Origin of the sequence: Halobacillus sp. H74 (genome assembly GCF_052246715.1) — a bacterium.
Taxonomy (GTDB): Bacteria; Bacillota; Bacilli; order Bacillales; family Halobacillaceae; genus Halobacillus; species Halobacillus litoralis_A.
In genome coordinates this window covers 16,187-35,026 of the sequence record NZ_JBQQCI010000014.1, presented here as the reverse complement: position 1 = coordinate 35,026, position 18,840 = coordinate 16,187, and the positions used below count along the sequence as shown (strand labels likewise).

At 36.0% G+C, this 18,840-nt stretch carries 27 protein-coding genes and 1 tRNA gene; 5 read left to right on the top strand and 23 right to left on the bottom strand.

Going from position 1 to position 18,840, the window contains the following annotated elements:
- Positions 1-2 precede the first annotated feature (2 nt).
- The 12 genes from ACTWPX_RS20635 to ACTWPX_RS20580 all read right to left on the bottom strand — a co-directional run bounded on the left by ACTWPX_RS20635 (position 3) and on the right by ACTWPX_RS20580 (position 6,684).
- Positions 3-461 (bottom strand): hypothetical protein, encoded by a 459-nt coding sequence (locus tag ACTWPX_RS20635; RefSeq protein WP_443121325.1) that lies wholly within the window; start codon positions 459-461, stop codon positions 3-5.
- 13 nt (positions 462-474) lie between these two features.
- Complete coding sequence (locus ACTWPX_RS20630) at positions 475-987, bottom strand: ParB N-terminal domain-containing protein (RefSeq protein WP_443121324.1); 513 nt, start codon at positions 985-987, stop codon at positions 475-477.
- Positions 959-2,026 carry a DNA cytosine methyltransferase gene (locus ACTWPX_RS20625; protein WP_443121323.1) on the bottom strand — a complete coding sequence of 356 codons (1,068 nt, stop codon included), beginning with the start codon at positions 2,024-2,026 and terminating at the stop codon, positions 959-961. The genes ACTWPX_RS20630 and ACTWPX_RS20625 overlap by 29 nt, the downstream gene beginning before the upstream one ends.
- A gap of 3 nt (positions 2,027-2,029) precedes the next feature.
- Positions 2,030-2,530 (bottom strand): ParB N-terminal domain-containing protein, encoded by a 501-nt coding sequence (locus ACTWPX_RS20620; RefSeq protein WP_443121322.1) that lies wholly within the window; start codon positions 2,528-2,530, stop codon positions 2,030-2,032.
- 133 nt (positions 2,531-2,663) lie between these two features.
- Positions 2,664-2,738, bottom strand: a tRNA-Arg gene (locus tag ACTWPX_RS20615).
- Between the two features lie 156 nt (positions 2,739-2,894).
- On the bottom strand, positions 2,895-3,344 hold the full coding sequence (locus ACTWPX_RS20610; RefSeq protein ID WP_443121321.1) for a hypothetical protein: 450 nt from the start codon (positions 3,342-3,344) through the stop codon (positions 2,895-2,897).
- Between the two features lie 29 nt (positions 3,345-3,373).
- Positions 3,374-3,877: a Holliday junction resolvase RecU gene (locus ACTWPX_RS20605; protein WP_443121355.1), complete on the bottom strand. Its 504-nt coding sequence runs from the start codon at positions 3,875-3,877 to the stop codon at positions 3,374-3,376.
- 2 nt (positions 3,878-3,879) lie between these two features.
- Complete coding sequence (locus ACTWPX_RS20600; RefSeq protein ID WP_443121320.1) at positions 3,880-4,107, bottom strand: helix-turn-helix domain containing protein; 228 nt, start codon at positions 4,105-4,107, stop codon at positions 3,880-3,882.
- Between the two features lie 57 nt (positions 4,108-4,164).
- Positions 4,165-5,031, bottom strand: coding sequence for a recombinase RecT (locus ACTWPX_RS20595; RefSeq protein ID WP_443121319.1), 867 nt, complete (start codon positions 5,029-5,031; stop codon positions 4,165-4,167).
- Positions 5,032-5,049: 18 nt separating this feature from the next.
- A complete protein-coding gene (locus tag ACTWPX_RS20590) occupies positions 5,050-6,069 on the bottom strand; it encodes a YqaJ viral recombinase family nuclease (RefSeq protein ID WP_443121318.1) in 1,020 nt (339 codons plus the stop codon).
- A 104-nt stretch (positions 6,070-6,173) separates the two neighbouring features.
- A complete protein-coding gene (locus tag ACTWPX_RS20585) occupies positions 6,174-6,434 on the bottom strand; it encodes a hypothetical protein (RefSeq protein ID WP_443121317.1) in 261 nt (86 codons plus the stop codon).
- Between the two features lie 34 nt (positions 6,435-6,468).
- Positions 6,469-6,684, bottom strand: a complete 216-nt coding sequence (locus ACTWPX_RS20580) for a helix-turn-helix transcriptional regulator (RefSeq protein ID WP_443121316.1) — start codon at positions 6,682-6,684, stop codon at positions 6,469-6,471.
- A gap of 372 nt (positions 6,685-7,056) precedes the next feature.
- Between ACTWPX_RS20580 and ACTWPX_RS20575 the strand changes: the two genes are divergently transcribed.
- Entirely contained in the window at positions 7,057-7,431 is a 375-nt protein-coding gene (locus ACTWPX_RS20575) for a helix-turn-helix domain-containing protein (RefSeq protein ID WP_443121315.1), read from the top strand.
- A 40-nt stretch (positions 7,432-7,471) separates the two neighbouring features.
- Here ACTWPX_RS20575 and ACTWPX_RS20570 read toward each other — a convergent pair whose 3' ends face one another.
- The 11 genes from ACTWPX_RS20570 to ACTWPX_RS20520 form a co-directional block, all read right to left on the bottom strand.
- Positions 7,472-7,741 (bottom strand): hypothetical protein, encoded by a 270-nt coding sequence (locus ACTWPX_RS20570; RefSeq protein ID WP_443121314.1) that lies wholly within the window; start codon positions 7,739-7,741, stop codon positions 7,472-7,474.
- Positions 7,742-7,783: 42 nt separating this feature from the next.
- Positions 7,784-8,071 carry a hypothetical protein gene (locus tag ACTWPX_RS20565; protein WP_443121313.1) on the bottom strand — a complete coding sequence of 96 codons (288 nt, stop codon included), beginning with the start codon at positions 8,069-8,071 and terminating at the stop codon, positions 7,784-7,786.
- Between the two features lie 46 nt (positions 8,072-8,117).
- Positions 8,118-8,438: a hypothetical protein gene (locus tag ACTWPX_RS20560; RefSeq protein WP_443121312.1), complete on the bottom strand. Its 321-nt coding sequence runs from the start codon at positions 8,436-8,438 to the stop codon at positions 8,118-8,120.
- Positions 8,439-8,458: 20 nt separating this feature from the next.
- Positions 8,459-8,785: a hypothetical protein gene (locus ACTWPX_RS20555; RefSeq protein ID WP_443121311.1), complete on the bottom strand. Its 327-nt coding sequence runs from the start codon at positions 8,783-8,785 to the stop codon at positions 8,459-8,461.
- 37 nt (positions 8,786-8,822) lie between these two features.
- A complete protein-coding gene (locus ACTWPX_RS20550; RefSeq protein WP_443121310.1) occupies positions 8,823-9,056 on the bottom strand; it encodes a hypothetical protein in 234 nt (77 codons plus the stop codon).
- A gap of 2 nt (positions 9,057-9,058) precedes the next feature.
- Positions 9,059-9,208 (bottom strand): Spo0E family sporulation regulatory protein-aspartic acid phosphatase, encoded by a 150-nt coding sequence (locus ACTWPX_RS20545; protein WP_443121309.1) that lies wholly within the window; start codon positions 9,206-9,208, stop codon positions 9,059-9,061.
- Positions 9,209-9,661: 453 nt separating this feature from the next.
- Positions 9,662-10,003 carry a hypothetical protein gene (locus ACTWPX_RS20540; RefSeq protein WP_443121308.1) on the bottom strand — a complete coding sequence of 114 codons (342 nt, stop codon included), beginning with the start codon at positions 10,001-10,003 and terminating at the stop codon, positions 9,662-9,664.
- A 3-nt stretch (positions 10,004-10,006) separates the two neighbouring features.
- Positions 10,007-10,777 carry a ParA family protein gene (locus ACTWPX_RS20535; protein WP_443121307.1) on the bottom strand — a complete coding sequence of 257 codons (771 nt, stop codon included), beginning with the start codon at positions 10,775-10,777 and terminating at the stop codon, positions 10,007-10,009.
- A gap of 89 nt (positions 10,778-10,866) precedes the next feature.
- The gene (locus tag ACTWPX_RS20530; RefSeq protein ID WP_443121306.1) at positions 10,867-11,073 is read right to left on the bottom strand and encodes a hypothetical protein; all 207 of its coding nucleotides are present in this window, start codon (positions 11,071-11,073) and stop codon (positions 10,867-10,869) included.
- A 61-nt stretch (positions 11,074-11,134) separates the two neighbouring features.
- On the bottom strand, positions 11,135-11,545 hold the full coding sequence (locus ACTWPX_RS20525) for a hypothetical protein (protein ID WP_443121305.1): 411 nt from the start codon (positions 11,543-11,545) through the stop codon (positions 11,135-11,137).
- A gap of 133 nt (positions 11,546-11,678) precedes the next feature.
- Complete coding sequence (locus ACTWPX_RS20520) at positions 11,679-12,677, bottom strand: hypothetical protein (protein ID WP_443121304.1); 999 nt, start codon at positions 12,675-12,677, stop codon at positions 11,679-11,681.
- A 450-nt stretch (positions 12,678-13,127) separates the two neighbouring features.
- On the opposite strand from ACTWPX_RS20520, the gene ACTWPX_RS20515 reads away from it, so the two are divergent.
- From ACTWPX_RS20515 to ACTWPX_RS20500, 4 genes are all read left to right on the top strand, one after another.
- Positions 13,128-13,340 carry a hypothetical protein gene (locus ACTWPX_RS20515; RefSeq protein WP_443121303.1) on the top strand — a complete coding sequence of 71 codons (213 nt, stop codon included), beginning with the start codon at positions 13,128-13,130 and terminating at the stop codon, positions 13,338-13,340.
- Between the two features lie 929 nt (positions 13,341-14,269).
- Complete coding sequence (locus ACTWPX_RS20510; protein WP_443121302.1) at positions 14,270-17,014, top strand: hypothetical protein; 2,745 nt, start codon at positions 14,270-14,272, stop codon at positions 17,012-17,014.
- A 14-nt stretch (positions 17,015-17,028) separates the two neighbouring features.
- Complete coding sequence (locus ACTWPX_RS20505) at positions 17,029-17,880, top strand: replication-relaxation family protein (protein WP_443121301.1); 852 nt, start codon at positions 17,029-17,031, stop codon at positions 17,878-17,880.
- 30 nt (positions 17,881-17,910) lie between these two features.
- Positions 17,911-18,825: a conjugal transfer protein gene (locus ACTWPX_RS20500; RefSeq protein ID WP_443121300.1), complete on the top strand. Its 915-nt coding sequence runs from the start codon at positions 17,911-17,913 to the stop codon at positions 18,823-18,825.
- Positions 18,826-18,840 lie beyond the last annotated feature (15 nt).

Below are 18,840 nucleotides of genomic sequence, written 5' to 3'. Positions count from 1 at the left end.
AATTATTCATCTTTCAAAACATCATTTTCTCTTTGAGCTACTTTACTATAAATATCCTCATACTGATCAATCCGCTTAGTAATATCAACTTCAATTTCTTTCTTGTTAGTCACTTGACCAGAATGATTAAGATCAGCCGAAACCTTATCTTTCTTACCCCATCGCTCAGGGTATTTCCGCTCTAACATCCAAGCGATTCCCTGCCAACTATTATTATCAGAAGCTATCTTCTGAAGATCCGTAATTAATCGAACTTCAGCTTCAGCTTCTGCCTTTTTTACCCTATCGAAAAACTCTTTTTTCCTACCGCTTTTTGCTTTTTCTCCCTCTTGCATCCACTTGTACCAAGTCGAGGGATGAATATTCAAATACTCACAGACTACCATGTTATAATTACCAGCTTTAATAAGCCTTTCAGCTTTATTAATTAATTGCTCTGTCAGCTTTGTTTTTCTCCCCATGACTCAATACCCCCTATATCTCGAATTCTTTTTTATCATCAACATATTGGCATTTCGGACACACAACAGTAGCATCTAATTCTTGTGAGTTATCTTCTTTCTCATCCGCTGCTTCTTCAGATTCCACTCTTCCTAATAAATCATCAATCTCGGATTCATTAAATCCAGTTAATGTAGGATCAATATCATCTTCTTCAAATTCAGCCAGTAAAATCTCTAGTTGTTCCATATCCCATTCACCGCTGATTTTATTCAACGACAAATTAAGAATTTTCTCGCTTTCTTCATCCAAGTTCACCTTGACCACATCAATTTCTGTGAATCCAAGATCGTTCAATACCTTATATCTTTGATGGCCACCTATAATCCTATTATCTTTTTCATTCACAATAATAGGGCTGACATATCCGAATTCTTTAATGCTTCTTCTTAAATTCTCATACTCTTCATCCCCCGGTTGTAAATCTTTTCGAGGGTTATACATGCTCATTTCAATCTCATTCATTGGCAACTTTTCTATCTTCAATACGTTCACACTCCTTTCCGAACCATTGTTTTATAACCTGTGAAGCAACACCTTTCATCATCAAAGGTGGAACACTCATTCCGCATACATATTGAACCGACTGATCCATAAAATCATAGTCTTGAGGAAAAGATTGCAAACCAATGATCGTTTGATCGTTCAAATAATTCGGCTCCTTGTAGTGCATCAAATTGTTATCTGATGCTGTCACTGTGGGAGCAACTCTTTTCCGGTTCATCTTATGATAATTAAATAAAGATCCCTTCGGATGAACATAACTTAATGGCTTCCCTGCAGGTGTTTTAAAAAAATACCTTCTCATACTATTGCTGATAGGCTTGCCAAGTACAGAAGAAAGTTTCTTCTCCACCTCTCCAAATGGAACAGGCTTCATATCAAAATTCATCTTCAATTTCGGAAACTCTAAATCTTTTCTCTTAGACACAAAAAATACGCGCTCTCTTGCTTGCGGAACACCCATCAGCGCCCCATTCAGCAAAAATAGCTGCGTATCATAACCCGCTTCGTCATATCTTTTGATAATTTCCTTCACATAGCCTTTTGCATTTCCTGAAATCATTCCTTTAACATTCTCCGCAATAACCACTTTAGGCTTTAGCTTTTCAACTACATCTATAAAGTCAAAGAACAAATCATCAAGAATTTGCTCTGATTGGCCTTCTTTAAACTTCTTCTTTTTCCCCCACCCTTTTTCACGCGCTCCAGCTAACGAAAAAGAAGAACAAGGTGGACTCCCATCCAAAATATCCAGATCAAACAACTCACTTGGAATTTCTTCATCTGGATACTTTTTAAACTCCCTTATATCCATATTGAAGCTATATTTAGGATTATGGTTTTGTTTATAGAGCTTGTTCATTTTTGAATCGATTTCCACATTTCCTAAAACGGTGCAGCCAGCCAATTTATATCCAAAAGAAGATCCACCACCACAGGAAAAGCATGAAAGAACCTTCAATCCATTCTTAGGAATACTATTCAAATCTGATTTATACCATTTCCAATCCAATCCCTTCACCCCCTATTTATTAAAATAGAACCCACATTCCGGACACATACAATCAAAATTTTCATCCTCAAAATCATCAAGATCCAATTCAGATGAATTAAATTCTTGCGCTGAAGATGAATTAAACATTTCCTCAACTTCACTCAATTCAAATCCTGATAATTCAATATCCATTGATCCTCCATCAATCTCATCCAAAACGTCTTTCAAACGCTCAACGTCCCAATCACCGCTTATTTTATTTAAAGCTACGTTCAAGGCTTTTTCTTTTCCTGCACCAACATCCAGAACAATCACATCGACTTTTTCAAACCCTAAGTCTTCCAATGCCTTATATCGTTGATGGCCCCCAACAATATTACCTGTTCTTTTATTGATAATTATTGGATCCACATATCCAAATTCTTTGATCGAATTTTTTAGCTTCTCAATTTCAGAGTCAGATATTTTTCGAGGATTATAATCTGATGGTTTTAATTTTTTTATATCCATTTCTTCAATAACTAAGGACAATCATTTTCAATCCCTTCTGAAATAAAAATAAAAAGCATGACCGCTAAATGCGATCATGCTTCCTAGGAGGATAGTTATGCGTTACAAGACTAACAAAAGAGGTCCTAGAGGTATAGGAAACACATGCTTAAGTTGGTGCGAAGGAAGGGACTCGAACCCTCCATTTCCTACTTAGAAAATAGGCGTGTTTCCTTTACACTACTTTCGCATATGAGCTGCCAGGATCGAGTGCCTGACAACTCAAAGTAACACTAGGGGTAGAGTCATAATACATGGGGGTCTATGACCTACTAATATCATAATACCACGACAAAAAGGAAATATCGTTCACGATTAGTGTCCTATTTTTGAATAAAGTTTGCACTTAGGATGACATAGACAACAGAATTTTCAAACTGACAATCAACTCATCCTCCACTTTATCCCTGATCGAATAGACACTTCGTTTATTTGCATACTTCAATTTAGAAGCAATCATATCCATATCCACACGTTGAAAATACCGCAACTCCACAAACTTCCGCTTCGTCTTATCCAAGTGCTTCAATGCTTCATCTATAGATCCAATGATTAACTCATATTCATCGATCTGTGCTTTCAAATTCTCGAATTCTTTTTCCATCCGCTTGAGGGCTATATCCTCTGTCTGTGACTTATAAGTGAAGGCCCCTGTGCTTCCACCACCCACATCATCATACGTTGCTGTAACCCTCGGATATAAGCTCTCATAATATCTTTTCATGTTCTTCAAACCGACCAAGTAATTGTTATATTGATAGAGATACCTTTCAATCCTTGCAAAATCCTGATTCATTCACTTTAGCCCCCATCCTCTTTAGTGATTTACGGAAGATCTACTATCGCAAGATAATCCAAAATAACTCCGCGTCCTGGTTTAACCAATGGACAATTCATAACAAACCAATCATACGGAATAGACTTCCTTCCGCCCTTAAATTGATCGTCCCACCACTTCTCAAAATCATCATAAGAAAGATAATAAACTTCACGATGTTTCCGGAATTCTACAAGAAGAAAAGCTATGCCCCCTTGCTCATTCCAAACCTTCAAATCATTAACTTGATGCTCATGAACATTATCCAGAGGAAATCTTTTTCGTTCCTTGGTGCTCTTAGCTTCAAAAGCTATCGGTCTTCCATTGGATATACCAAAATAGTCCACGAAACCTTTTGACTCAAACCATCCAGTAATATACGGCCCCTTTTGACTCCTAACCTTCACAGGAGGTTCTGACTTCTCTATGAAGCCCCATTTCTTTCTTGCATATGTAATATTGGAATACTTGATCAACGTCTCAAAAGACTTCCCTCTGTTCTTGTAATTCACATTCAAACAAGTTCCCCCTCTACCCCGAATATTCCATGAGGTCTTTCTTTGATTTTTCCTTTATCGGCACGATCCATAATTAGGACCGCGATTTCAATCTTTGTCCTCTTCAACATCTTACATATCTGAAATATACTTGAGCCGCTATTCCACATGTGTTCAAAAGCTTCAACCTCATCAAGTGAAAAAGAAAGGTTTTTATTTTCTAATGCAATATAAACACTTTTCACTTCAAACACTCCTGTCAAAAAAGGGAACGCAATTACTCACGCCCCCCTTCAGTTATTTTATTGGTATTGTGCCGTTTCTTCAGGTATCTTTTCCATCTGCATTTCATGAACATAAGTAGTATCACGGTTTCCTTCTTCATCCACACTAATCACCGCTCCATCATTAGCCATCTGTTCAGCCAATTCAACTGATTTAGGTGCATATTGGAGAACCTTCTTCAACATAGTCTTCATGGCCATAGCATCAAAGTTTCGGTTCCAAGGACTAGAATACTTCTCGATGCCCTGACTGAACTGTTGAGCATGCATTTCAATTCTATCTTTAGACCATGTGAAGAAATCATGACCGCCATTTTTTAAGTGATAACAAGCATAATATCGAACAGGCTCCCCTTTCGGAATATCGGCAGGAACATGATATAACCGTTTGTTCATCCCTAACTCAAATTCAAATTCATCATTTTCAAATACTTCATGAGCATAAATCCGATGATACTTATTGGTTCTATGCGCTAAACTCAATAATCCTTGATAACCCATCTGAAAACTCGCTTCAAACTGTGCACGATCTTTATTGTAATAAGGAATGATATAACCCTCACCTAATGAAGTATTAGGCTCTAGACCTAACTGAGCCGCTTCTAATAAAGACCCTAAAAAGCTTGTCTTCTCACATTGAGCCAACTTCGGATTATTCCTGATCGATGTTAATGCAATTCGCATAATCCTCTCCGGTTTAATCCCTGAAGGTAACGAATCTTCCAGCTGTGCCGTCATTTGCTTAACCGTAGAAACTAACGTAGATCCTACTTCCTGCTTTGGTGCTTCAGGAGCAACATTTAACTGTTGCCCCTGATTCTGTTTCTTGTTTTCCGCGTTCATCTTCAACTTACTAGCCGTGTTTTGTGTGTTTACTTGATTCATTTTAAAACCCCCATGTTTTTATTTAACTGTTAGACTACGAGACTTCGGTAACATATAATTTTCATAAATATCTTTGTGCTTTTTCTTGAGCTCTTTCTTGTCCAATGTTTCAGTTAAAAACTCTTGATATAACTCCGGTTTCTCTTTCTTCAATTCTTTTTCATTGAAAGATCGTGTGACGCTCCAATTTACCTTTCTTTCTCCAATAGATCCGACTTGATGTTCACCCATTAACTTCATCAATTTATTCTTCACTTCATTAAATTCATTCTCCATCGTTTTGAGCGACTGTTTATATTCATCAAATTTCTCAATTAATTCTTCCGCTTCAGCCGGTAAATCTTTCACAATCTCTTTCTCATAAACATCCTCACCAGGATATAAGCGTTCTAAAATCTCTTTAGAAGAACTTGAACCATCAGGCTCTGGAGCTACCCTGGCCACCACATTATTCATCCAGAAATCCTCTTCAATAAGTACTAATGATTCAATTAACTCTTCATCACGTTCAATATAGAATTCTCGGTATTTATTACCACCGATCAATACCGCAAACCATCCCCAATTCCATCCCTTAACCGCTAAATAATGTTGCATCTGTATTAAATATTCTTCAGGAACAACCTCATCATTCCAATCATCTTTCTTGAATTCATTTGCTGATTTAACTTCAAGGACTCCCCAACCCTTTTCAGGATCATATAGAACCCCATCTACATTCGCTAACATAAAAGGATGCTCTGGATGCTGCCACATGATGAAATCTCTTCTAACCTTCAATTCCGGATGATTCTCTTTGAATTTATTTCTTATCAAATCTTCTAATCTAGTTCCCCATTCAGCCGCTTCACTTATAAAGCCGCCTTCATCAATAACTTCCTCTACTTTATCTAAATACACTTGCCAAGGACTTGAATACTTATTTAGCTGAGAAATACTAGCCGCATCAGATCCTCCAATCCCTTTCTGTCTCCATTCCAACCAATCCTGACGACTTAAATCTTTTGTATGAACAAGTTTCTTTGCATGTGTTTTCAATTTACTTCCACCTTTCAATGATTTTTATATTGCAAGGTGAAACGACTTCGTGTTATACTATCCGTGAACTTAACCAGTTTAGAAGTCGTTTCACAAGGTCTGTGTTACGCAATGTGTGACTCGTTCTGCCCGTTCGAGTCACTTTCTTTTTTATAATAGCGACTAATACATTCAAATGAATTATGAATATATTCATCTTCCCAAATCTCAGATTCTACAAATTCTCCTTCTTCCATCAAGATCTCTTCATTACAACTTTCACAACAAACAGATTCTTCAACTTCATGAACATTACTCATATCAACTTGATAACAAGAAAGTTCTGAAGGCATTGGAACCGAAAACCTATCAAGATTTACACTCATTTCTTCACCCCCTTTTTCACGAGGTAAAGAACAATTAACTAATAAGTTCTTTATCATCTTCATAAAATCTCTCCATATTAAATTCTAATGCTCTAGCAATCTTCAAACCTAACTTACCTGAAGGTGTTCGATTACCTTTTTCAATTTCAGAAAGATAAGATTTTCCAATCCCGATCTTTTCCGCTAACTCATTTTGTTTGAATCCAGCTTCCTTTCTAATCTGAATCAACCAATCTCTTTTCTTGCTCATAATAACTCTCCTTTATATTCGTAATGTGAACTTTCTAAATTAATCATAACGTGCGTTTTTCCGTTTGTCCGCAATACGAGAACAATTAATGCTAAAGACCCGTATCACTTAATACAATCGAACTCACCCTTCACGTTATCTTAACGAGAACTTCACAGAATGATTATAACGCCATTTGCAAACTTTAGAAACCACAAATTCACAAATTATGAAACCTTCATTAAATTTTCCATCCAATATAATACAAAGTACTCTCTTTTATTGATTTTTTCACAAAATTAGTTTTTAATATGAATATAGATACTTATCGAGAACTTTTTATAAACAATAGGGGTATTTGTTTCGCTAATAGACTAACTGGGGGAATTTATAATGATATTTAGCAAACGCATGAAGGAAATGCGGAAAAAATGTGGTCTAACTATGGATAGTTTAGCTGAAAAATTAGGCTTAAGAGGAAAATCTACAATAGCTGGATACGAGAATGGATCAAGGCATCCTTCCCAAGAAAAACTAAAGGAAATAGCGATCATCTTTAATACATCAACCGATTACTTATTAGGAATAACAGATAACCCCCACCCTCCAAACGATGACTTAAATAATTTAGCTCAGATTTTAGAATCAAACAAATTTCACTTTAATGGTCGAGAGTTAGATGAAGAAGATCTTGATTTGTTAATGAACATATTAGAAAGAATATCCAAGAAAGAAAATCAGAAATTAGATATCAATAAACAAAAATAGAACATAAAAAAAGACCCTTACATATGAGTTAGGGTCTTTTTTATTTGATTAAAGTTAAACCTGATTTCTCTATCTTCCTCCGCTTATATTTATCATTAGGATCAATTACTTCTTTGATGTAATACTCAGTAACCACAGCCACTGTATTTCTATCTATCCACTTTGGACTCCCGACTTTTTCAACATAGAGCTCACAAATTCCATAGTTCGGTAAATCTGCTTGCAATGACTGCCCAGCTTCGGGAAATTCCTCTCCATACTTCACTAAACAACGATCTGAAAATCTTACACCTTCAATCAAATTTTCCATGATATCCCCTCCTTAATTATCTATTCTCATTATACCCTAAATTTACCTTTTATTTTCCCATTCATTCAATAATTTAGCTCGATTATGGCTGATTCTTCTTTTCATCTTTTTATCCTTTAACTCTAAATGATCTAACATTTTAAAATGTTCAGGACAAAAATCATGAGCTTCCGATCCTTTAGAACACTCTTTACACAAAGGTAAATCGCAAGAACCTGTAGTTGCTCCATAATTAGACATCCACATATAACTCACTACAAAATCGCACAACTGAGTAGCTTCCTCAACCCTGCATATAGCACAGGGATTCTCAGGCATTTTTACAACCATCCCAACCCTCCTAGAATAAAAAAATAAGGAGAGAAATTTCTCCCCTTTAAAATCTCTGATAAATCCTTTCACTTCCATCTTTAAGCTCCACAGTTGCCTTATCTCCCCCGGAATATGAAATACTTTCTATATCCTCAGCCATTCCATCAATTTCAATCAAATCCTCTGTATCAAAATCAATATAATCATTTTCTACAAATGACCAAGCTCCAGGAATAAGTAAAGACATTGCATTTTCTAATTCTCTATACGTTTCATCAAAAATATTTAGTTCAATCCCTAACTCTTCAAATTTAATGAATTGATTCTCTAAATTCTGATTTGCTCTTTTGATATAGTTAATTATCTCTGTTCGATTTTCCATCATTACTTAACCAATCCTTCCTTCTACATCAACACTTGAAATGGATCTACATGCTCACAATCTTCTAGAGCAGGGCCTTTCATTGATTCATTAACCCCAGGTTTATCTAATGCCTTTTCTAAATCCATAATAACATTTTCAAACCCCTCATAATCTCCATTAACATCTGGAACCATAAAATTATTCAACATACTTCTAAGCATTACCACTTTATCTAATGTTTCTTCAAGAACTTCTATTTCATCTAACAAATCATTGTTCTCTAGATTATTATCCGATCCTAAGATATGAATTTCATTAAGTATACTAGCTTCTAATCGTTCCAATCGATTCTCCACATCTTTCCTCATTTAAAGACCCCCGTTTTAATATTAATGTTAATGTTAATTAGTGAATGTAATCAACTAAATTCCAATCTTCAAAGCCCTCTACTCTTTGATAAATACTTTCTTCATCTTCATCCAGGACTATCTTCAACTCACAAGCTTCCCCATCATTAGCCGCTTCATAATAGCAAGCATGATTATCTTGATCCACACAAACAATTAAATCAAAGCCACGATCCAAAAGCTCACCTTCATAAGGGACATTAACAACCTCAACAGCTAAATTTACACACATATTTATTCCTCCTTTAATTTTCTATATTCATTTAATTTTTCATCGATGGTTTGTGATATCTCAACTGTAATCACTGATGTATATCCATACTGTTTACCTGCTTCATACATTTGATATCTCAACGAATTTATTTCTTCAACAATCTCTTCCATCCTCATTCCTCCTTCCTCCCTTTCGGTTCTCTTATCGGGAACTTCTTAATCATAATATATCACAAAAAGAGAATTTTACAACCATTATTTTCTAAAAAATATATAAATAAAGAGCAGCCCCCCTGTAGGACTGCTCTAAAGCCGTTATTCCATATTCAGTTTTCAAAAATCATTTTCATGCCGAATGAACCATCAGGTATTTAGCTTTCAATCATCATTTGAGGATCACTGTTGTTTTGGAAGATAAAGAATGACTAACATGCACATAGGTAGGTTTAGGAGCAGCCCCTCTCCTTGACACTATAAATCCACTCTATCCTCCTTTCCCTTAAAATGATTGATCCCAAATAAAATGAAGCAACCTCATAAAGAGGTTGCTTCTATAATAACAATATGTTCTCCTTTTGAAAACAAAAATGTTGAATTTTTTAAAAATAAACACATATCGTGAATTTACTTCTCTCTCCAAATTCCCTTTCTTTTTAGAGCTGACTCAACAGCTGCACTCACAAACTCAGATTTTGCGCCCTTTTCTAAATTTTGTACATAATCGTTTAATTGATCTTTCACTTCTGGACGAAAGTAAACTCCCACTAACTCTTTGGCTGTTTTTCCTTTTTCCTGCTTCTTCTTAGTTCTAGCCACTACTCGATCTATTGGATCCATTTCATCTTCCTCTTTTTCACTAACGTTAGCATTAACATTATCCTCTTCACCAGGCATTAATTCACCATGCGCTTTCCGAGGGTTTTTAGTTGTCTTTACTTTATCTTTAAAATCATCTTGTTCCGTCATAGATCAGACCCCCATCCTTTTCTTCAATTCTTCATAAAACTCTTTATATTCTTTTATAGCTGACGATAACTCTTTATTATTGAAAAGCCCACCAACCGCTAATCTCCCGGTTGTAGCTTTTCTCTTGATTATCGTATCGAAAATTAAATCAGAATATTCATCACTGATCAACTTAACAAATTCTTTACTATCTATACGTCTGCCATCTGTCATAGTCCTAAGTATTCCTGCAGTTTTCACTTTAGGATTAACTTTTTCCTGTGCATAATCCACTACATCAATAAATCTCGGAATTGCGGTATAAGCCCACTTTGATGATTCAGCTAACACTACTACCCAATCTGATGCACAAATAGAGTTGGTCATTTGTTCTCCTAATGAAGGTGGAGTATCCAACAGGATGAAATCATAATGACTTTTCAATGGTTCAAGAATATTATTCAAAGCATCTGTGGGCCTTCCACTGTAACCCCGATAAAGAAATCCAGCCAAAGTCGCAAGATAATCATCAGCAGGAATCACATGCAAATTATCCATTTCAGTACTTAAAATATAAGGGAAAGCATCCCCTGCTTTAATCGCTTCCAATACCGTCTCGCCTTCAATTTCTACAGGGTCAACCTGGGTAAGCAGATCCGTTACATTCCCTTGCGAATCCATATCAACCACTAAAACCCTATACCCTTCTTGAGCCATCAAATATCCAATAATGCCTGTGGTGGTAGTTTTCCCAACTCCCCCCTTTTGAATACCGAAAGTAATTACTTTAGCCATCATAAACCTCCCTGAAAACATTAATATTAACATTCATTACTCTAATGATACCAGTTCACTATCTGTTGTTCAATTGAATAAAGGAAAGATCACTGTTTTTTCTTTGCTATTTCTCGGAACATATCGACTAAACAGCCCACATTATCCCAACCAGATTCAGCAAGCCAATTAATTCGAGATCTTTCTTCATCAGTTAAATGACGGTCTAAGCAATATTCCAATACATATTTCAAATCCTTATATCCTTCTACACGGTCTGTATATTTACTCCAGCGCTTCACCTTCTCCACATCCATTTCACTCACTCCTATTCTTTTGTATGATCACCCCTTGATGCATAGATTTATCCTAATTCATTTAATCATGTAATCCAAATACTTCTTTCACTATAAAAAAGTCTTGATAAACCGTTTTAGCTTTATTTTTTCTGATATAACGATTCAGTTCATGGCCAGTCACATCAAAAGCTTTCTTCATCCGATATTTATTCATGTAAACAGAATTCGGTGGTAAACTTCCGCTATTATAAACAGGCATAAACTGCACAATATATTCAGCATGCAAAAGGTTTATATCTTCATCATCAGCAACCGGCAACATGTAATAATCCGTGAAATCTTTCTCCTTATGAGCAAACAGATTCGGAGTAGTTTTCGAGCATTGGCCAATATAAACAACCTGATCATTATCTAAAAGGAAATATAAATGCCTACCTTCTCGGAACGGTACACTTTTTCTTGCAATCTGCTTTTCTGTTAATAAATTCATTTATTCTGACCCCCACGATAGATTAAAAGCATTTAAAAGCCTTCTCAGCCTTTTTCGACACTAAGAGTCCTAACACACCAGTAAAACTGTTTAAGAAGGAAATTGAGCCACCTACGGCTCAAACTCCCTTACTTTAAACGGTTACATTCTCTTTTGATTTAAGTTTTGCAATTCGTTGAGCAATATCACTTGTATCTACTTCTTGATTCTCATTAGCAGCCTTTTGATTTGACTCATCTTTACGATCATTCAACCAGACAGGAATCACTTCATTGCTACCACTATTCGAAGCTTTAGCCCTCTTCTTGTTATTGTACTCAATACTAGCAGGGACACGATCAGCCATAAAATTATCAATATCGTTAATAGACTTCTGTTTCAAAGCAAAGTCTAAAGCATCTAAGTAATCACCAATATATTTGACCTCGGTTTTATGTTTTAAATAATTCCCTTCGATTTGTTCCAATGAAATATCCAAATCAATCAATCTCTTAATCTTTCCTCCAAGATACTCTTTCATATCATCTGGAAGGTCGGACTCTATGATTGATTCTTTTATAGAATCTTGTTTATAAATTCTTGGTTCGTAAGTTCTTGATTGATTACCATCAAATTTTGACGGGGGCCCATCATTTTTTGACGGGGGTACATCAAATTTTGACGGGGGTACATCATTTTTTGATGGGGGTGTTTTAGTGCCGTTTTTCGCTTTCTTTTTAGCAGCTTTTTCCTTTTGTCTTTCCCTAATCGATGCTTTCTTTTGTTCAACCATCTCATCATCCCAAACGCTATTCACACGAATACGAGCTGGAACCTTCAGTAATTTATACAAATGAGTATGATGTTCACCATTCTCTTTTTTACCTCGATCTATCACCTTGATCAGGCCCATTTCTTCCAGACGATCCAACTGACCTTTTAATGTATTAGGAGAAGAAACTCCAACCATTAACATCAGCTTACTGATACTTGGGAAAATACCTTTTTGAAAATGCGCCATACGGCATAAGCACATATATAATAATTTATCTCCCGGTTTTTCAAAGCTCATAGAATCAATAATATCGTTTTCAATCTGAGTAAAAGGTATTTCCCTTTCATCATAAACATTCATATCGTCATTTCTGTTCATTAAAAAAACCCTCTCTATGTTTGGTTCAACAAAGAAAAGGCAATAATAATACCAATCAATTAAGACGTTTATTCTTCCCCTAAAAATGCATCCAACGTATTGTAAACTTGTTGAATTTCGTGTATAATAGGGTTAAATATGAATAAACGCAAAGATTGCGAATTGCCGCGCTGTTCCACTAAGATACTTTGGCGAGTATGTGGAGCAGCTTTTTCTTTGTCGTTGTTTAAGATTATACAATGCGCGAACTTATGAATCAACTAAAAATTTTATACGCTTCCTTTATTTTCCCCGCTATTCCCACTATAATAGCGTTAATTCAACCAAACACCTCAAACCACTCCACTACAATATTCCATTACCGTTACAACATTACATATCCTTTGCGGTTATTTCGAGTTTTTAATACAATATGTAACAATATTGGGAAAACAACAGGGAGGGATCATAATGACAGCTCAAAAGAACTCATTGGCCTTTTTTCTATTAAACTTGCATGATCAAGCTCGTCCGATTGACCCTAGCATAGCAAAACAAGTTCAAATCCTTGCACTGCTAAAGAACATTTCCAATAAACAAAACATTGAAGACCTTAGCAGCCAACGAAATGTAAAATACATATTGGAGAAATTGGATGAAGATCCAACTCCTTTCATGCATTAACAATCCCATCCCTCAACATACCATACTGAACAAAGAAAAAACCGCCCATTTTATCAGGCGGTTTTTTTCATGTCCTATTTTTTCTTTCTTTTACGAGGTCCAGATCTACCTTTCAAACGAGAATCTTTCTTGCTATTCGTCTGACTATTTTTCGCGGATACCGGTCCAGAATTATGAACTCCACGTGCCATGATATCCCCTCCTTTATAGAACAATTCCACGATTGAAAATAAATACACATGAAATTCCACAAACAAACGGAAGCCGAACAATACAACAGCCATTCCTGCATGTTACAGATTTCTCATTTTAAAAATAACATCCATTAGTCATTGGAATAATCTGGACAATTCTCTATAATCAAAACAAACTTCACTGACCTGGAATTCTAACCAACTTTTCATTACACTCCATCATCGATTCACTTCAAAGCAGCTAAAATGCACCCATCAAATTCAAATAAAAATGGCTATGCTCCAAAGCCTGATCTACATAAATTAGAATTGTCAGAAGATGATAATAAACCGTCACAGGAAAAAATATCAAAAAGTTGAAAATAGTTCTTGCAACGTGAACAATGATGATATATACTAGGTGATAACAAAGGGTTAGTCAAAGCTAAACATAAACAGTTAGTTAAAGCATATAATACAACTAACCCTTTAAATAACACCTTAGTTTCACCCTGAACCTTGACAACTCAATAGTTAGGAGCAAATACGGAAATACATTTATTTTCCGTGACTCTTTCCATAATATCCATCTTCTTATGGAAAGTTTTATAATCATCACGCCCCATAGTCGAACTCGTTCGCTCATTGGTTATTCTTCCGCTCTATATATCCATGCGTAAACCTGCTATCCAGCATCTAAACAAATGCTATGGCAACCCTAATACATGGAACCATATAGAAGGAGGAACCATCCAAATGTTCGAGAAAGATTCTAAAGATATCCAGAATGAATTAATAGGTAAAATCATCATATTTGGATTCCCAATTTATTTCCCTATACTGCTGATACTGTATTGGATTTTCTACCCTGATAAAGTAAATGCGGTACTGAAAATTGCTCTTCCATATATAAAAACAGGAACATTAACATTAATAATCGCATTAATCTTAACCCTAACGTTACTCACTATAAGATGGATTATTGTTCGGAAAAATGAAAAGAAAAGATATCTGTACTATCGAATTCTTCCTCATATAAAACAGGAAATCGAATACAAAAATATCTTAGAAATGCTTGAACAATTTGCAGGATATAGACGAGGAAAACACAAACGATGGTTAAAGGGAAGAGAATGGTTTCAGTGGTTAATTTATTGTGGTGATGAAGATGAAATAAGTTTTTATATCGGATTTCCTGCTGATCGTAAATCTGGAGTTCTCAGAACCTTGCAAAATGCTTACAAAGATGCAGAATTTCATTTCGTTCCTGCTACTCAATCACAATATGAAAAACTCCAAGAACAGGCTAGAAGGAACGGAAAAGATGAAAGCAAAATAACAAACATCCTACCATTCCCTAAATCAAAAGATTGGTCAGGAAGAATGTATTTTGATTCTTCAGGAATAGAAAGAGCGCTGCCATTCAAAACTTATTCCGGTGATGATGGTATATCTAATCTCATTTCTTACATGGAACCAGGAACATGGGTGGATGTTTCATTTTCACCTTCCACCCGCTCCACCATGAGAAAAACACTGAAGAAAGCTCAAAAGAAACTGAAGAAAAGGATGCCTAAAGCAAGTGAACGAGATTCTTTCCAAAAAGAAGAATTGAAAGATTACTCTTCACGGTTATCAGGAAGGGATAAAGTTTTCAAAATCGCGGTATCAATAGCAAGCTCACACAATAGAAACAAAGCAATTGTTTCATCGATAGCAACCAACATTGGAACCGTAGTCAACGACAAAAACGGTCTGGATTTCACTAAAATTCCTAACGCTATCAGCTTTTGCCCTTCTCCTATTTCAAAAACAATGGAATGGACGGGACAGGAACTTGCAAACCTTATTCAATTACCTGATACCGAAAGTGAAGTATTCCAAGAACATATTAAACACTTACGAAAAGGCCAACGTTATCTTAAATCCAATGAACTAAATAACGGCGTAACCATTGGATATATGCTCCACCCGCTTAATATCGATCGAAAAATTAAGATCGCATGGAAGCAATTAACGGAGCATTTCTTCCTTTCAGGTCAAACAGGAGCCGGTAAATCATCCATTCTGATGATGATGCTTCAATCGATTATAGATGAATGGATACAAAAACCCGATAAAACACCAGGATTTACTTTTATAGATCCAGCTTCCGTTTCAGCTAAAACCGTAATGAACCGATTAAGAAAAGCTGAACATGATGGCCACGCAGTTCCATGGAATAAGGTTCACTACATCCGCTTGAAAGATGGCGATAATCCTATTGCTATGAACCTTCTCCATAAAAACGAATGGGAAGATACTGATACTGTAGTTAACAACATCATGGATCTCTTCAAAACAATCTATCCAGGTGAAAAAACAAGAATCGATAAATACTTGAAGAATACACTCACCGCGCTAATTGACGATTCAAAAAATCATACCTTATTCGGAATTAACAAGTTTTTATCTGATGAAGACTGGAGAGAGCCAATCATTGAACGCATGACTGATGAGATCCTTAAAGCTTTCTGGCAAAGCCAGAACCAAAAGGATATTGATGCGGTTAAAGAAGATATATATAGCCGAGTCAATGCATTTGAACAATCAGAATTCATGCGCTTAATATTCGGTCAACCTAAATGGAGTCTTCCAATTCGAAAATTCATGGACGAAGGCCATCTAGTTTTTGTTGATACACAGGGATTAGGAAGAATTAATACCAAACTAATCGTGGGTCACATCATCACTCAGTATCATCAGGTTTGCCAACAAAGACCACAAAATACAAAAGAACATTTCTTAATCCAAGACGAATCCCATATGGCACAAATTCCGATCATGGATGAAATCATAGCCTTTGACCGGAAGTTCGGTCTATGTCTAGGGCTTGCCACTCAATACATCGGACAATTTGAACCATGGTTACAAAAAGCCATAGACGGAAACGTTCAGAACATTATCTCAGGATCTCAAGGTGAATCAGAATCTCATATAGCGTCTAAATTAACTAAAAATTCTTTTGAATCTGATCTCCTTCAATATCTGCCAAACAATCACGCAGCCGTTCTCACTAAGAACAAAACCGGAAAACAAACCAAGCTCACATCATGCTTGATTAATAGTGACCCTCCTTTTCTATATAAACCAGATGGAGAAGTTGCTAAATATCCAGATGAAGAAGAACAAAAACTTGCTATGGAATGGGCTGATGAAAAAGCTCAGGAACTCCAGGAAAGGGATGGTGAGGATAAAGAAAAAATAAAAGACTATTACCTAAATTATTTAGGATTACAAACGATTACTTCGGCCCCTGCCACGGATAGCTTTTTTAAAGGAGGTGATGCTTCAAGAAAAGAAAAGAACAGCAAAGAAAATGAATCAGATAGTGAACTTTATAGCCCTCCTGGCTACAAATCCGATATACTAGATGAAGTTGAAAATGTAGCAACTGGCGAAGAAACCAACGAAAAAACAGAGAAGGAGGAAAACAACAAGCCTTTTTCCTTCTTCTCTTAATAGGAGGGCTATAATTGGCTAAAGAATTATATCTAACAAAAAGGGATCAAAACTTTCTAGAGGATTTATACGATATGACTTTTCTGGATGTTGATTACATTCAAACGGTGATCTATCACACCACTTCCAGACCAGCTATCTACAGACGATTAAAAAAGATGGAAGAAGAAGGTTATATCGTATCTACTCGACTACCTTTAATGGACGATAATCCATCTGGAAGAAGTAAAAACATTTACACACTTGATACAAAAGGATGGTATGAGGTTCAAGAAATCATCGGTGAATGTGAATGGGATTCCAGGTGGACTAAGGTGAAAGCTCCATCCTACGTCCATCACCAAACAATGCTTTCTATGGTGAAAGCAGCTTATCAAGCTAAAGAAGGAACATATTTCCGTTTTAAAAAATGGCTGAATGAGCGCAGGAGTTATTGGGAATTCTCGGACAACAAAAAGGATGTCGTTAGACCCGATGGTAGTATGATCCTACAACACAAAGAACATGAAGATGGTTATGGTTACTTCATGTTTGAACTGGAAAGGAGCCGACAAAGACCTGAAGTTTCTATCAAGAAATTGCAAAGATATAATCGCTACTGCAAAGAACAGGCTTGGAAGAAGCAACATGTTTTCGGAGTCAATTTAGTTGATCCTCCCCGGATAATATGGGTATCTAACCGACAGAATGAAATGTTGAAACTGATCGAACATACCAAAGATGTAAAAACCGACTACACTTCAGGAATCTTATATACCACTTACGATCAAATAACCAACGATCCATACGGGGAAATATTCTTTGCTAAAGACTCGAAAGACCCAATGAAACAATATGGAATAGCTGACCCTATTGTAAAAGAGTGAAGAATATCCAAATGAAAGAAGGAGGAAAACATGGGGAAAAAGAAAAAAGCAACTCTTCCTAAAAAGTCACGCGGGAATTTGATTGCAAAAATTATCGTCTATATGATCATTATCTTTTGCCTTATTGGATCGGTTCGGTCATTTACCGCTTCCGGTTCATCCATCCCAGAAACAGAACCTAAGCAGGAAATGAAAAATAAAGAAGATGAAAATGCTGCTATTAGTATTGGAGCTCAAACATTCGCTCAAAACTTTGTAGAAGAATATCTCGAATGGAATACAGAAGCACTCCAGAAAAGAAATGAGGATTTAGAACAATATTTAAGGTCAGGAGTTGCTGAAGATGCCGGCCTAAGATATTCCGGTTTGAAATCACACTCTACTCCACATAAAACTGAAGTGATTAACGTTGAAGAAACAGGAGATAACACTTCAATTATCACGATTCACGCTACTCATTATCTTATAACTAAAAAAGATGATGATAAGAAGAAAACGGAAAAGAAAGGACCTTATAGCAAGTACCTAAAAGTTCCGATCATCACTGATGGTAAAGGATATTTAGTTAATGATATCCCTACCTTCACCAGCAAACCGAAAAAGCCAGAAATTAAAGAAGAAAAAGAAGAAGATCGAACCACTTATAAAAAAGCAGACCGATCTTCTATCGAAAAGTATTTGCCAACCTTCTTCAAAGTCTATTCAACTGGCACCACTGAAGAACTTGAATTTTACACTGATGATTTAACCTTGAACCCTCTCGGTGGTGACCTGGTTTTTAAAGAGGTTGAGAATTTCAATGTTTATGATGGGAAAGGCGATTCCCTAGACATTAAAGTAAATGTGATTTTCACAGATAAGAAAACTGAAGGCACTATCCTTCAAAAATATAACATGAACATTCTTGAAAAAGATGGCCGTTGGATTATCCAAAAATTAAACTAAAAGGAGAATGATCAA

Excerpts from the sequence above, each read along its gene's own strand:
- ACTWPX_RS20635 (WP_443121325.1), bottom strand. The coding sequence starts at position 461 with ATGGGGAGAAAAACAAAGCTGACAGAGCAATTAATTAATAAAGCTGAA.
- ACTWPX_RS20610 (WP_443121321.1), bottom strand. The coding sequence starts at position 3,344 with ATGAATCAGGATTTTGCAAGGATTGAAAGGTATCTCTATCAATATAAC.
- ACTWPX_RS20595 (WP_443121319.1), bottom strand. The coding sequence starts at position 5,031 with ATGAATCAAGTAAACACACAAAACACGGCTAGTAAGTTGAAGATGAAC.
- ACTWPX_RS20585 (WP_443121317.1), bottom strand. The coding sequence starts at position 6,434 with ATGAGTGTAAATCTTGATAGGTTTTCGGTTCCAATGCCTTCAGAACTT.
- ACTWPX_RS20580 (WP_443121316.1), bottom strand. The coding sequence starts at position 6,684 with ATGAGCAAGAAAAGAGATTGGTTGATTCAGATTAGAAAGGAAGCTGGA.
- ACTWPX_RS20575 (WP_443121315.1), top strand. The coding sequence starts at position 7,057 with ATGATATTTAGCAAACGCATGAAGGAAATGCGGAAAAAATGTGGTCTA.
- ACTWPX_RS20570 (WP_443121314.1), bottom strand. The coding sequence starts at position 7,741 with ATGGAAAATTTGATTGAAGGTGTAAGATTTTCAGATCGTTGTTTAGTG.
- ACTWPX_RS20565 (WP_443121313.1), bottom strand. The coding sequence starts at position 8,071 with ATGGTTGTAAAAATGCCTGAGAATCCCTGTGCTATATGCAGGGTTGAG.
- ACTWPX_RS20560 (WP_443121312.1), bottom strand. The coding sequence starts at position 8,438 with ATGATGGAAAATCGAACAGAGATAATTAACTATATCAAAAGAGCAAAT.
- ACTWPX_RS20555 (WP_443121311.1), bottom strand. The coding sequence starts at position 8,785 with ATGAGGAAAGATGTGGAGAATCGATTGGAACGATTAGAAGCTAGTATA.
- ACTWPX_RS20550 (WP_443121310.1), bottom strand. The coding sequence starts at position 9,056 with ATGTGTGTAAATTTAGCTGTTGAGGTTGTTAATGTCCCTTATGAAGGT.
- ACTWPX_RS20545 (WP_443121309.1), bottom strand. The coding sequence starts at position 9,208 with ATGGAAGAGATTGTTGAAGAAATAAATTCGTTGAGATATCAAATGTAT.
- ACTWPX_RS20540 (WP_443121308.1), bottom strand. The coding sequence starts at position 10,003 with ATGACGGAACAAGATGATTTTAAAGATAAAGTAAAGACAACTAAAAAC.
- ACTWPX_RS20535 (WP_443121307.1), bottom strand. The coding sequence starts at position 10,777 with ATGGCTAAAGTAATTACTTTCGGTATTCAAAAGGGGGGAGTTGGGAAA.
- ACTWPX_RS20530 (WP_443121306.1), bottom strand. The coding sequence starts at position 11,073 with ATGGATGTGGAGAAGGTGAAGCGCTGGAGTAAATATACAGACCGTGTA.
- ACTWPX_RS20525 (WP_443121305.1), bottom strand. The coding sequence starts at position 11,545 with ATGAATTTATTAACAGAAAAGCAGATTGCAAGAAAAAGTGTACCGTTC.
- ACTWPX_RS20520 (WP_443121304.1), bottom strand. The coding sequence starts at position 12,677 with ATGAACAGAAATGACGATATGAATGTTTATGATGAAAGGGAAATACCT.
- ACTWPX_RS20515 (WP_443121303.1), top strand. The coding sequence starts at position 13,128 with ATGACAGCTCAAAAGAACTCATTGGCCTTTTTTCTATTAAACTTGCAT.
- ACTWPX_RS20510 (WP_443121302.1), top strand. The coding sequence starts at position 14,270 with ATGTTCGAGAAAGATTCTAAAGATATCCAGAATGAATTAATAGGTAAA.
- ACTWPX_RS20500 (WP_443121300.1), top strand. The coding sequence starts at position 17,911 with ATGGGGAAAAAGAAAAAAGCAACTCTTCCTAAAAAGTCACGCGGGAAT.